The sequence below is a fragment of the Kosakonia sp. H02 genome, from assembly GCA_030704225.1.
Classification (GTDB): Bacteria; Pseudomonadota; Gammaproteobacteria; order Enterobacterales; family Enterobacteriaceae; genus Kosakonia.
The window spans coordinates 2262038-2275810 of sequence record CP131915.1; the positions used below are offsets into that span (position 1 = coordinate 2262038).

Here is a 13773-nt window from a genome sequence, read left to right on the forward strand (position 1 = left end):
TTGTCCACAGGGCACTAATTTTCTCATCGCGCCTGGCACCGTTGAGGTTAATACCCCTTCTTGGGCTATAGCGCCTGTAGAGCCAGTGCAGCACGCACTGGCAGCGAAGAAGCAAAACAGCTTTGCTGACACCTGCAAGCCAGAAGATAACCAGCTATTGAACGGTGTTTACATCTGGACCGAAACCGGACATGCTTTTGTTTCCGTGCATGAAGACAATACTGTATACCTTTACACCTATGGCAGATACGGACGAACTGGTGGGCCATTTGGGATGACGGGTGATGGCATTCTCGATTTTATGAAAGGTGATGATGCCCGAGACTATTACAGAAAAGAACTTTACGAAAACAACGCTCGAGTTTTTAAAATCAATGATGCTGGCATACCAGAAACCCGTGCTTTCTTTGAAAATTTGTGGAAAGGGGGGCGAAAGCCCAAAGGGATAGAGGAAAACAGTGCTACAGATCGAACTGGTCACTCTATTGACTCCTACGATGTAACGGGAAGCAACTGCACAACGCACACTGTTGCTGGCATAAAAGCCGCAGGCTCAACGATCTTTGATACAAGCTACAGCTCAAAAAATACTCAGCTTCCTATTGAATCAGAAGAGCATTTTACCATACCAGTATCACTGCAAACTTATCTTCTCAGCAAAAGCCGTAGCCTACAGTCAATGGCTGTTGTAGAAGTTACTGACGAGTTTAAAAACCTGTATCCGAACGTGAACGGACAACACGTATCCCCGGAAGGAAGGGCAGGCAAAGCCAAACGATACGCCGCAGAAACAATGTCTACAATAGGTTCGATTTCTCCATACTCAGGCGAAAATGTTGGCGGTGTTCTTGGAGATTATGATGAGTAGTTCAACTAAAACCATTCTTAGATGGGCTGGAATAGTCGCTGTATCACTTTGCTACTTTATTACTCTGATAGCATCAACATTCACTTTTAGTGCATTCAGGGAAAGAGAAAGTATGCGTTTTTCTGGCCCAATCTCATTAAAAGCTTACCAAGCTTCGATAGACTCGATCATGCAAGCCACTGATGGCATTTTTACTGTCGCCCTTTTTGGTTTTGCGATCTGCGTGCCTCTTATTCTGCTTATCTTTAAAAAGGTGAGATGATGAATAAGAAGTTCTGGATCAGATGGGTAAGTATCGTGCTGATCTGCGTAACCTATTACGTTATCGTGCTTTACTTCGATCTTGTCTTCGCCGTTAACTTTTCAGAGACAGTAAGCCAAGGATGGGATTTTACACCTTCTCAGCTAACGTTGTTTGTTATGGAGCTATCGCAAAATCACTCTGATTCGGCGTTAGCCTCTGTCATTGGTTTCGCTGTTTGCGTCCCTCTGATCCTGCTTATCTTCAAGAAAGTGAGATGACCGCCAAGGCTGGATCTCTCCAGCCTTGCCCCATTCTCCCTGATTTTAGGCATAACAAACCTAATGCCCGATTGGTGATACAACATCAAGCGGAGCGGCGCGACATCATCCGGGGTTATGTCATTACAACGTGGCTTATCAGCGCGCTCGTGTATCCTCAACGGGAACCGTGAGCCAGACGGAGACAGAGCCTGCATATCGTGTGCAGGTACGAATATCACCATAAACCTGTTTATTCCCTGCAACGTCATCCCGACGTGTGGCATAAGGGAGCATCGGGCGGAATGCGCCTCGCTGTAAGTTTCAGGGATTGTTTAGAGACGGTGGCTACGTCATAGCTTTCAAGTTGAGTCAGTACGTGTTTGACGCTTGGAACTACACGCCGCTATGAGTTAACATCCCAATTACCACTATCAACCACAGCGGCTTTTTCAAGGGACATAACAGAGCATTTCTTACAGGCAAAAGAGACAGATTTAATCGTCTAACTAGCTGTATTGTAAGGAATTTAGTGACTTGGTGCGAAGGCCGGACTCGAACATCGCAACTATCCTTATGATCTTAAGAGATTAAAATTTACCAAAGAGGGTATGATACCATCATTGATACCATCAGATCCTATTGATACATATCGGTTTGATTATAATCAGTTGGCAGCATTTATGCTTATGAAAAGTATATACATTCTTAATAAAAAAAGAAGACTATTCGTTAAAAAAGCGATTTATAAGCATTCAGTATATAACTATTGATGGGCAAGATAGACATACTAAAGTAGTAATTCAAGCCCACACAAAACATATGATAGTAAAATAGAACAGGCTTTACAATGGGATGTAAAGCTTGTTCTACTTTCTAACATACCTTCAATGAATTCTATATGAACTACCGTATCAAACTAAACAGCTTGATTTTCAATTTCCTCATCACGAGCCAGGTCTGTCTTATTGTACATTCTATAGTTTATGTATTTCACATCATATTTTCCCGCGACTAATGGGATAACAGCAAACTCACTATTCTTTTCACGCCCATCAAATGAAAAAAGATATTTAGATTTGGCATCCATATCTAAAGCATAGTCTCTTGCTTGTAAGACTCCCTTATATAACCAGCGTCGGTTGTAGTTATCGCTTTTTTCATGCCTCAATACTTTTAGCTCAATAATGCATGGACCTTGATCTACACCCATCGCATTCGAATGAATAAAGATGTCAATCCTTCCACTGTTCACATTAGGCTCAGCAGCTACATTTTCCTTACCTAACTTATTTTGCAAGCTATCTCCCAATCTTGCGGAAATACGTGTCTCAGCTTTTGCTATAAGTTTAAATTCAGTTTGCTTATCCCAGATCATCATAGTGGAACTGGGATATTTAAGTTCTTTTTGATAAAAATCGTCAGTGTGCTTTTCAAGCTCAGCACAATTGTAAGTAATTTGTTTAGCATTTAGATCATAGATATCTGCATCAGCATCAGCGTTTTTTGCGTCTGGGAAAGCACTAAGCATGGAACAATCATGAGCGTATTGACAATAACTAATATTGACAGGACTTAAGCTTAATATTTTTTCAATCTCTGCCGAAAAAATATTATGCATTTCTATTTCGTCTGTGCTGGAATCACAACCTACATCCAATATTCTAACCTTAGATAATCGCACATCTAATGAAAGAATTACTTTGCCTTTTATCCCTATATTCATTGATGAAAAAAATCTATCAACTCCCTTCCCCAAATGCTCTACATCTCTTTTTATTTCGTTAGGGATAAGAATAAACAAACAATCGCCGGTTAATTTGTCATTAACAAACCGCATCCTTTTTCTAAGAAAGGCTTTAACATTTGCAGCAAAATTATAGGGGTCAGAAATAGCTCCTGACGGTAAACTATTACAAGAATCAGGTATGCTGTTTTGAGTCAAAGCTACACCTTCAGGATTCATCATTTCATTAAATTTATTTTTATCTATCTTCATGATAATTCTCCTCTTGCACATGGAGGGTATTAGTTAAATATGAAATGTAGCGATGAATACCTTCTCTTGGTGTTTGCAAGCGACTTGTAGGAAATAATTTTGAAACAGCATATCTTGTGTAATTATTATCAGGAATTGAAATATCAACGCCCTGACCATCCTCTACTGCTTTATAGTGTATCTCGTAGCTATTTATATTTAATATTTCTTCGTGATGAAGCAGAGATAAAGCTCCAAAAAACTCTCGCAGAAAGAAAGAATAGTTTTCTAAAATTGACTGTTCATTTATTTTATCTGTAATAGATAAGCCATACTTCGTTATCCGATAATTACCTTTTAACCAAAATCCATATTCATCCTGAATCACAGAGATATCAGTGGCCTCAATAACTCTTTGTGCAACGAGAATACCAATATCATATTGGGCTTGCGGAAAATATGGTCCACGACGATGTTTTAGCGTGTATTCATTAGGCATTTTTACCTTAGACAATGGGGATAACACATTTGCTAAATAAATGAATCTATGCAACATCTCCATAGAAATGGGATATAGAGCACATCTTTCAGCCGCCTCAAAAAAAAGCGTCAACCATCCTAATGAGGCCAAGCGAGTCTGTTTATTCATTTATTTTGCCTCCTTCAGGATATACAGCTTTATTATACATATCAAAATACTCATCTCTGTGAGTTTTCAACGAAAGATTTGGTGCAGATAACTCCAACAGGTTTATTATGTGATTAGCACGCTGGTTAGGTGGAATAACTCCAACTTCTACCTTATCCTCTTCAACACCAGCCCTATCTAGTATCAAGTCTATATCAGTTTTATCAAAGATTTTTGGTGAATTTATAGAACCTAACAGCGTTGGTATCATTTCGCTTTTATTTAGATTGGTACTGGCGAGAAATACATTTCGTTGACCTTGGGCATATGAAAACTCACGAAAGAGTCTACCTGCATTATGCATAAATAAGCTATCTAAGCTAGCCTCTGGCGTCTCCATTACAATCATAGCAGGAGAATTATTTTCATTAGTAATGATATCAATTAATGATAATCTAAACGCTAAATCAATAAACTCTTTTTGTGATTCTGAAACGGAATTAGCATCGTCCCGCCGCGACGGTTCTCTATCAAAAACGCCTGATGTCATTAATACTTTGAAGGAAGGAAATTCTATTGAAGGAATACCTTGACCTATTTTTCTGGGTTGTTTCTCACATTTAATAAAAACTTTTTCTGCCAAAAGGTTTTTGCTGTAATATGAAAATTTAACCTCTAATAATTTCATCTTATCTTGTAATGAAGAATTATTACTCTCAAGAATCTTAACATATTCATTATGTGAATCAATTCTAATACGATCTTCCTGACGCAGCTCAATTTCTCGATATGCAACTATACGTCGTAACTCTTGTAATTCAAATTCATCTGGAGGTAGATCGCTTTCTATTTTCCTGACTTGTTTTTGAGTCGACTTTAAATCTATTAAAGTCTCGCCAAGTAGAGTTTCAGTTTTATAAAGCTCATTCTTAAATTTTTCAAGCAAAACATCTTGAGAAGCATAAGATTTTTCAAGGATCTCAATTTTTCTATATAGGACCTGTAGATCTTTATTTAATACATCAAGATCAATAGTATTAACATTTTGTTGCTCTAATGCTGAGTTGCATATAGGACATTGATGAAGTACTTTGAATTTTTCCTCGAAATATTCACTTGAAGCACTCTTATTACCACACGCTAAGCAACCATTTCCAGAACTTAAATTTCTTAATACATATTCTATAGCAGAGTCTTGTGTCGGGAGAAAATGTTCATAAATAAGATGTTGTTTATAATCTACAGCATATTTTAATTCATCTAATTCGCGGGAGATTGTTGCTCGCGCCAATTTAGCTTCATCAATATTGTTTATTTGTTGTTGCTGCGTTTCAAGCGTTGATGCTAATTTTTCTTCTAAGGCTGCTAATTTGGCCTTTTCAATCAGAAACTGCGCTTTTGCTCCCTCGACTTCCTGATTGCTTTGTTCTGCTATTCTGTCTTTTATAGTTTTAAGTGAGGCATGAATATTACGATATTTACTATCAGCTTTCTGTGCGCGATCATAATGAGCAACTGCTGCTTTCGATGATTCAGCATCATAGAATAAAATTCGAAGCATTTCGAATTGTGCTCTTTCATCCCAAATAAGTTCAGTTCGGTCTTCAAGAAAGAAAATGAGATATTTAACAATTGAATAGAAATCTACATAATCAGCGGTTCCAGATATATCGACTACGACTTTTTCATACTCATCTTGTGAAGAAGGTAAAATGACATCATTTAATTTCAATGAAATCACTTCTAAATTCGACAATTTCCTTGTGATTTCTAAATATTCATCCCCAAAAGAAATTTTACAAGCAATAGTTGCATTTAAGGCCCCATCTTTAACCCTCGAACGAAAATAGTTGCTATTCCGCCAACCCGTAAGGGTGTGGCCAGCGCTTCCTAAAAGTGCAGTATCGTTTTTGGGAACATCTTTAGGACCAACTAATACACGGTAAAGCGCATTTAGCAATGTTGTTTTGCCAAGTCCATTAACACCAATGATCAAATGAACTCCGCCATGAATAATATGGGATATTCCAGAATTAGTGTCATTTTGATAAACTTGATAATTATTAATATCCACAGAACGAATTACTGGAAGTTTGATCATTGTCATTCCCTTAAATATCTTTACCTAAGTATATTGCTGTTTCGCTCAGACTTTTTGACCACCCTTGCTGAGCACTGGCTTTCATTATCCTAATTTCTTGAGTCTCTCTAACTGTAAATCCGATTTTTTTAGCAAGTTCACATGTTATTTTTACAGTATCAATTTTCACATCTACATATTTGCTATCGCCAATAACGACAACAGCCATTCCGTTATTATTGAGCAATCGCATTGAGTTTTCTAAGATAACATTTAAATCATAGAAATAGTTATTTACCATTGAAGGAATGTTTTTATTCCAAAGCAGTTTAACTTTAGCATCTAATTTTTCTAATGTTGATGACAAAGTTAAAGAATCAGGCATTGGTGATGCATCCATTTTTATTTGGACATGGGAACGTAATGTATTTGAGCGTAATAGCTTATTATCACTTGCGCTATTTAGATAACCTAATGCCCAAAGCTCAACATTATAAATATCAGTGTAATCAAAACTATTAGGATAGGGTGGCGAGAAAACTATTAAATCTTGTTTACAATCCAAGCTACTAAGTACACTTCGGGAATCCCCGTTGAAGAAATCATAAGTTCCAGACTTTATATTGGAATATCGAACTATATCAAAAATAGCTTCTTCAACCTTTAGTCTGAAAGCTTCATCGAATGCACTTTTCGTGAATGAAAGAATCTCCCAGTTTTTTCTATACCGGCGTCCTTTACCATTAATTATAACATTACTAAATGGAATCATAATGCTACCAAGTAGCACTCTGAATAATCTTGAATTTTTTAAATCATCAAGTTTCTTTATAATTTCTCTATATTGAGCAATCCTGAATATAATTTCACGATTAAAAATCCATCGTTCAACGTCTTTGTCTTCAAATAAAGTTTTTGGGGCATTTGAAAACATTGTATCTAACGATGGATTTTCTAACCCTACATTTTTAGAAACAAAGACCCAATCTGAAATTAATTTTTGAGTGTTATATTCAGTTAATTTACTTTCTATTAAATCGGCTAGAAAAGGATTAACTTCTATTGTCGTTGGATTTATTCCCATTAATTGAGATGTAAGTGCTGTCGTTCCAGATCCACCAAAAGGATCAAGTATCTTATCAACTTTGATGAGGGACTTCTGTATAGTATCATGTACGAATTTTGGGGAAAACGCTTCCTTAAATTTAAACCATCTTTGAAAAGGAACATTAGAAACACCTTGAGCAGTGCTTAATGGCACAGACAAATCTTGTTGTTTTAATAAACTCTCTATACCATTCATATGTCCGCACACCCAAATTTCAGCAATTCAATTAATCTATTAGTAGTTATTGCATTATAAACAAACGCAAAAAAAGTGCAATCTTTTTTGTTATTCAATAACTTAACCGCATGTTTGAGTTGAAGGCTCCATGTATAGATTCTTCCCCCCAACTCAACAAAAAGCATATAAGAAACTGAATTTACTCAACTTTTATTTTAAAAAATATATAATCCTATTTGCTTCGGCATACACCATCGCTTTACCTGAACACCTAAACGCCTTTGGAAAACTTAAATCGAGAGAAAATCCAGTTTTCAGATCACAAAAAGGAAAAATATTTATGTTTTTTTTAAGACTCTCATAAAATATTTGAAATCATCGCAAAATGAGGTATTGGCAATGCTAGCAAGATATATTGTTATTGCAATCTATGGTCTGGATACATTTTTTGGAAAAGACGTAATTTTTTTAGTTTTTGATAAAAAGAACAATAGCGTTTATAATTATTTTGAAGCGATAGTGAAGCTTTCGAATGTTGCGATGAACTTAATAACAAAGTTCTTCATTGCCATATTCTTATTGAAGCAAAGGCGACATATAACAACAATGATATTAATATAAACTCTCCCTATATCAAGGAAAATGACAACATTATTATTGTGATTTCTGAATACCTGAAGATAATTATTGAAAAAATGATATAGTTAATGATCTATTATCAAGAAAAACTCAATTAAAATCACAGATTAAATAACTTCAACTATCTCATAATAATTATCACTCTCATCAGCAACAAAGAAGAATTATATTAACTCATCCTTTGTTGCTTCTAATTTATTCAAACCAACATATACATATATTTGCTCATGACCACCTAAGTGCTTAACCCTGACAAGCATTTTACTCTCAAGACCTCCTTTGTTCTCATCAGCGAAATCATTGATATTCACTATACTACCAATCGTAAACCATGTTAATTTCTTATCCATTGCCAATCCTCTTTTATATATTTAAATTTATTTAATACATATATCTCTTTTTATTATTTTGTAAACAAGCAAGGGCTAACTCTACGAAGCGCTACGCTGCTTCTTCGAGTTCTCCCTTGTTTTTTCGCCTTACAGTTGAAAAAAATTAAAATCAAAAAAAAGCATATATTGACATTATCCATTTCTAACATATAAATAAATATTAATGAATGTTTTTTTACTTATTTAAATTGATAGGAGTTCGTATGGTCAAAAAATATAACTTTATCAAGACCACCTTTAGTAAGCGTTCCCATTATAGAAGCGGTAGCGAAACGAAGCTTCCACAGAAGCAACTTCGTTCTCATTGTGTGAGTGTCAGGCTTAATAATGAAGAGCTAACGCTTCTAAATGATAAACGTGGCAGCCATCGCAAAGGGGAATGGCTTCGTTTATCTTTTCTTAATGCGCTTCCTGGTGTTGTTCCAGCTATTAATATAGAAGCATGGAGATCTTTAGCTGACCTTTCACAGAAACTAAATAAAATTGTTGCCCACCTTGATAACAAAAGTACCGGAAGCCACCTGACAAAAACGGAACTATTTGCAGTGAAGCGACAAATTACCGATCTTCGCTTACATCTCATCACCGCCGACTTGTGGGGAGACTCCGATGAAGGGAATGCAAAAGATCCGCAGAGGTAAGAATTTTATCGGGATCGTCCTCTATACGTTAAAACCAGATTCTCATCATAGGGTAGCTCCTGTCGTGATCGGGGGAAATATGGATGGATGTGCAGCGAAAGATCTGATCACTGAATTCAATCTAACAAAAACGCTTCGCCCTGATGTGGATAAACCTGTTTGGCACAATTCGCTTCGTTTACCAAAGGACGAAGTGCTAACCGATGCTCAGTGGTCCGCTATAGCTGATGACTATATGAAGCGCATCGGCTTCTCGGAAACGCATCTCAGATGCTACGTGTTGCATGACGATGCGGTCGGTCAACACATCCACATTATCGCCAGCCGCATAGACCGTAATACAGGCAAACTCTATCTCGGAAAAAATGAAAACCTGATTAGTACACGCATTATCCAACAGCTTGAACACGACTATTCGCTACTAAGAACTAAAGGCCCTAAAACAAAAACCTCTTCAGCATTGCCCTGCCCTAAACTAAAACGAAAAAAAACACGAAATGAAGCGATGCAAGAGAAAAGGACAGGTGAACAATGCCCAAAAACCATCATCCAGAACGCTTTAGAGACGTTAGTTTCTAAAAGAGTATCGACCACTGAGTTTGTCCAACAGCTTTTTGAACGAAATATTAATGCATTACCCAATATCACATCTACAGGTAAAATGAATGGTTTCTCATTCGAATACGCCGGGATTGCTTTCAAAGCTTCGCAATTAGCTAAGTGTTATTCATGGTCGACCTTGCAGGGTAAACTCGATTATAGACCGGAACGCGATAACGGCTTTCTGTTTGACCTAAAAGCAACTATCACTAAAGCGAATGCAAACGAAATCTTAAAGGAAACCGTTAAAAACTCCTTCGAAGCATTTATTATTGATAGGCATGCAGGTAAAGACGAAAGTGCTGTCGCTTATGTAGAAGAGAAGTGTTCCTCGGAAGCTTTAGCAGGGAGTAATAAAGCGATAACAACTAAAGCCGTAAAAGAGATGCCTAATCAAAGCTACGAGGTCTCAGCATTCAGATGGATGGAAACCATACCTTACCTTGATACGATTTATCGTCTGCTGAAACAACTTAAAATCCCAATTCTTAAACGCCCCGCAAAGCACCAAGTCATCACTGAAGCGATGAAGATAGAAATCCATCCCATCAATCCCAAAAACACTCTTAAGGCGCCTTTACTTGACAGCAATTTAGTGCCACCAAGGCAACATTACCACCTTACATGTAGATTTTAGTAAGCAACATAACTCGCTAAATTGATCGTTTATACCGATCGATATGGATCTGTTGATAGATACAAACTATCATTATATGTTAATCGATCGGTACAAGTGATTTGCGTTTCCTGTAAACCCAGTCAAAATGTTAGTTCACACTGTAATGCTAACATTATGATTTAACTAGCCTATATCCTTTTCCTTAATTCACCGGTTCTGGAAATGGCAGTTACTATTCCATCTTTAGACCTAAACGATTTCATACATCATCAAATCTGATTTCATCTTAAACATAGGAATTTGTATGAGCAGCCCCATCACGAAACACTGCAATGAAGAAGTTAGCATTGACCCGTTAAGTCGCCGAGAAACGAAAGCTGAGATGACAACACCCAAATTCGAGTTGTTCGGCGAAACCTACATGTTCGTTGAGACCTTTTCTGCAACTGTCATTAGTCCCCTCCCAATCACTGACCAGGTTTGGGTTAAAACCGATACTGGGGATGAGACACAGATTCCAGCCTTTGGTATCGCATTTAGAAAATCTCACAAAATGTGTAAATACGAGCTTCGCCAGTATAGAGTTGATGGTTCATTTAGTGTCTTCAAAGATGCTCTCATTGTTAATGCAACCACTGGTGAATACGAAGTCAACTTAGATAGAAAGACAGTTATTATCCCGGCGTTTCTCACCGTACTTTTCCCTAACACTTCGATGGCATTTTATTTTAGGGCGATGCCTGTTCCTAATTTTTTTTCGACCATATTTATCTTGCTTTGTTGCACTGCATTTGTTTCATTTTTTGTGTTGCCCTGGGGTTTTAAATCTGGATATGTTTTTGATGAACACAAATATATGTGGCTAACCTATTTCGCTTCACGAATTGGAAGCTTTACCTGCATTAAATGGATAAAGAGAAGAAGCCAAAAGTTTGATAACGCACTCAGAAGAATTATTAAGTCATTAAAATTTTAAAATTAAAATCTTGAACGGTAAAATCACGAATAAAATATGTTATCATCCTTAACAAATCTTACAGCCTGAGCCCTTCTGGCAGCAAAGATAAATGTTTATACAATAAGCATAACGGCCAGTTCCAGACAAAGATATACATCCCTGCCATCGGTACTCCGTGAAAACAACGAAACAATCACGATTATGTTTAAAGGAGATAAAGTTGATTTCTACATTGCTTGTGCTGAAGCAAGCTATGTAAGTTTTGGCATTTTTCATGTAGGCATCTGATAATAAAGTGAAAGCCTTAAATTTAAATCACGGAAGTTTTTATATTGTTATAAACCATATTTTTTCCTTTTATTCTTTACTGATAAATCCCTTTTCAATGTATAAGATTTGTACTTCTTCTTTTCCTGCACATAAATTTTTTCTGTCTGACTACCATTATCGACAATGAAATTAATAAGTAATGAACATGTTCTTCTCATCCTTACTTTGTCAATTAAATTATTATCTAACCCATTAATATAATTGTAGTATGAAAATAATAGAAATGTTAAAACGACATCTTTATTTGAGAATGTTAGACTTTCAATTTCTTGCTGGTACTTAATATAATACCCTGCACAGAACAGATACGACTTCTCGATCAATTGTTGTTCAGAAACGCCTGATTCGATAATTTTATCGACAAACTTATCGAGCAGTATCAAATATCTCTCCATAATATTAAACTCTGTATTCTGCATGATGCCATCCTTAAATTTAACTATATCAATCTAACTACTTATATATGCTTTTTTTAAATTGTCAACTAATGAACCACATCACCAAAATAAAAACAACCATAGGTATTAATTAGAAAAAATTAACTTATACATTCTATATCTCCTAAAGCTTACGAATACTGTTGTTATAAATTTAAAATGTCTGATTTGAATATAAATGAAGTTGAAGTTGAGGTTGAAGTTTAACCATTAAAATTTGACAAAATCAGATTATTGAATTAACAATTAAATTAAAAGACCTGCGATCAATATTTAATTTTTATGAGATAAAGATTAATCATATTACAATATTCAATAATGATTTATGAGCCGCACTTAAAAATAAAAATATCATCATTTATATTGGCATTAAAGAATTCCCCTCTTGTTATTATAACCCCACAAGAAACACCTAATATCTGATATGGCTTTTAGACACTTGACAAACTTTTAAAACCCATTATTAAATAACTATAAAATATAATTGTATTTCCTTTTTAGAAAAACACAATAAAATGAGAATACAATAAGGAGATTATAAATGTTAAATGACGAAAATATATATAATGTAGAAAAATACAAGCTGCAAATTCAAAAATATGCTTTATGCTGTGATGATTTTAGAGATGGGGTATACAGAGCCCCTAAAGACAAAGCCCTTCTAAAGAAATATATTTGTTTTAATAATAAATCTTTTTTTAACGGTTTGGTTTTTGATGTAGATCACAAATATGGAGCGGTCGCATGGGACTTAGTTGGTTTACCAATACCAAATACGATCATACAAAACATAAAAAATGGCCATGCTCATTTACTTTATGCTTTAAAAAATCCGGTATTAAAAACAGACATGGCAAGAGATAAGCCTTTAAAATTGGCCGCTATTGTTCAGAGTGGATTTACAGAAAGGTTAGATGCAGACAGAGCTTATGCTGATGTTTTAATGAAAAATCCTCTCAACATGCATGAATGGAGAACGACATGGACAAATACTTCAGCATATGATTTACAATACCTCTTAGATTTTATTCCAGACAAAATAAGAATTTCGAGTAAAAAGAAAAGTGTTATACATGGGCTGGGCCGCAACGTTAACTTGTTCGAAGATTTAAGAATTATTGCTTATAAAGAAGTATTAATTTTTAAAAAAAGTAAAAACTATCGTTGTTTTTTTTATGACATGCTATCAAAAGCGACTTTACTTAATAATCATAGCAACCCGTATAATCCATTATCTCATGAAGAGACAAAACAAATTTGTAGCAGTATTTGTAAATGGACATGGCGTAATTTTTCAGTTCAGAAATTTTCGACAATACAATCAATAAGAGCAAAAAAAACAAGAAAAACGCAAAAAAAATTAGAAATAGCATTGGAAACATTATTATGATAATTCATGGGAAATTAATTAAAGCAAAAGACTTAGCTAAGGCTGCAGGTGTATCTCGTTCAACAGTGATTAAATATTACGGCATTAGCCGAGAGAATTACGAAAGGGTAGCAACAGAAAGAAGAAAGCTTGCTTTTGAACTAAGATCATCAGGTTTAAAATGGAAAGAAGTTGCTGAAAAAATGAACACAACAAAATATAGCGCAATTGCATATTATAGACGATATTTAGCATTAACGAAAAACAAATAAAGCATATCATTTCTGATGTACAGCACACCAATATAACCTTTTATATCAAATGTATAAGAAATAGACTATTTCGTTTTGAATCAAAATCAGCATATATTCATCAACAATTTGATGCCTGAGTGAAAACGACAAAATATTCATAACTAAAATCTAATGCAAACGGATTGATTACTCTT

The 13773-nt window shown here is 35.5% G+C and carries 12 protein-coding genes; 6 read left to right on the top strand and 6 right to left on the bottom strand.

The annotated features are described in order from the left end of the window. The first annotated feature begins 85 nt into the window (after positions 1-85). A complete protein-coding gene (locus Q5705_10725) occupies positions 86-868 on the top strand; it encodes a hypothetical protein (GenBank protein ID WLI75084.1) in 783 nt (260 codons plus the stop codon). A gap of 1420 nt (positions 869-2288) precedes the next feature. Here the strand turns inward: Q5705_10725 and Q5705_10730 are convergent. The 5 genes from Q5705_10730 to Q5705_10750 form a co-directional block, all read right to left on the bottom strand. Next, a complete protein-coding gene (locus tag Q5705_10730) occupies positions 2289-3368 on the bottom strand; it encodes a hypothetical protein (protein WLI75085.1) in 1080 nt (359 codons plus the stop codon). Continuing rightward, on the bottom strand, positions 3355-3996 hold the full coding sequence (locus tag Q5705_10735) for a hypothetical protein (GenBank protein WLI75086.1): 642 nt from the start codon (positions 3994-3996) through the stop codon (positions 3355-3357). The genes Q5705_10730 and Q5705_10735 overlap by 14 nt, the downstream gene beginning before the upstream one ends. Continuing rightward, positions 3989-6076, bottom strand: a complete 2088-nt coding sequence (locus Q5705_10740; protein WLI75087.1) for an AAA family ATPase — start codon at positions 6074-6076, stop codon at positions 3989-3991. The genes Q5705_10735 and Q5705_10740 overlap by 8 nt, the downstream gene beginning before the upstream one ends. A gap of 10 nt (positions 6077-6086) precedes the next feature. After that, on the bottom strand, positions 6087-7358 hold the full coding sequence (locus Q5705_10745) for a DNA methyltransferase (protein ID WLI75088.1): 1272 nt from the start codon (positions 7356-7358) through the stop codon (positions 6087-6089). 785 nt (positions 7359-8143) lie between these two features. Beyond that, on the bottom strand, positions 8144-8329 hold the full coding sequence (locus Q5705_10750) for a hypothetical protein (GenBank protein ID WLI75089.1): 186 nt from the start codon (positions 8327-8329) through the stop codon (positions 8144-8146). A gap of 245 nt (positions 8330-8574) precedes the next feature. Between Q5705_10750 and Q5705_10755 the strand changes: the two genes are divergently transcribed. The 3 genes from Q5705_10755 (at position 8575) to Q5705_10765 (ending at position 11207) form a co-directional block, all read left to right on the top strand. Continuing rightward, the gene (locus Q5705_10755; protein ID WLI75090.1) at positions 8575-9012 is read left to right on the top strand and encodes a hypothetical protein; all 438 of its coding nucleotides are present in this window, start codon (positions 8575-8577) and stop codon (positions 9010-9012) included. Continuing rightward, positions 8981-10249 (top strand): relaxase/mobilization nuclease domain-containing protein, encoded by a 1269-nt coding sequence (locus Q5705_10760; GenBank protein ID WLI75091.1) that lies wholly within the window; start codon positions 8981-8983, stop codon positions 10247-10249. The genes Q5705_10755 and Q5705_10760 overlap by 32 nt, the downstream gene beginning before the upstream one ends. Before the next feature lie 286 nt (positions 10250-10535). Beyond that, positions 10536-11207, top strand: coding sequence for a hypothetical protein (locus tag Q5705_10765; protein ID WLI75092.1), 672 nt, complete (start codon positions 10536-10538; stop codon positions 11205-11207). 317 nt (positions 11208-11524) lie between these two features. Here Q5705_10765 and Q5705_10770 read toward each other — a convergent pair whose 3' ends face one another. Next, positions 11525-11938: a hypothetical protein gene (locus tag Q5705_10770; protein ID WLI75093.1), complete on the bottom strand. Its 414-nt coding sequence runs from the start codon at positions 11936-11938 to the stop codon at positions 11525-11527. Positions 11939-12497: 559 nt separating this feature from the next. Here Q5705_10770 and Q5705_10775 point away from each other — a divergent pair. Both Q5705_10775 and Q5705_10780 read left to right on the top strand, forming a co-directional pair. Continuing rightward, a complete protein-coding gene (locus Q5705_10775) occupies positions 12498-13346 on the top strand; it encodes a replication initiation protein (GenBank protein ID WLI75094.1) in 849 nt (282 codons plus the stop codon). Then, a complete protein-coding gene (locus tag Q5705_10780) occupies positions 13343-13597 on the top strand; it encodes a plasmid replication protein (GenBank protein WLI75095.1) in 255 nt (84 codons plus the stop codon). Before Q5705_10775 ends, Q5705_10780 begins: the two co-directional genes overlap by 4 nt. Positions 13598-13773 lie beyond the last annotated feature (176 nt).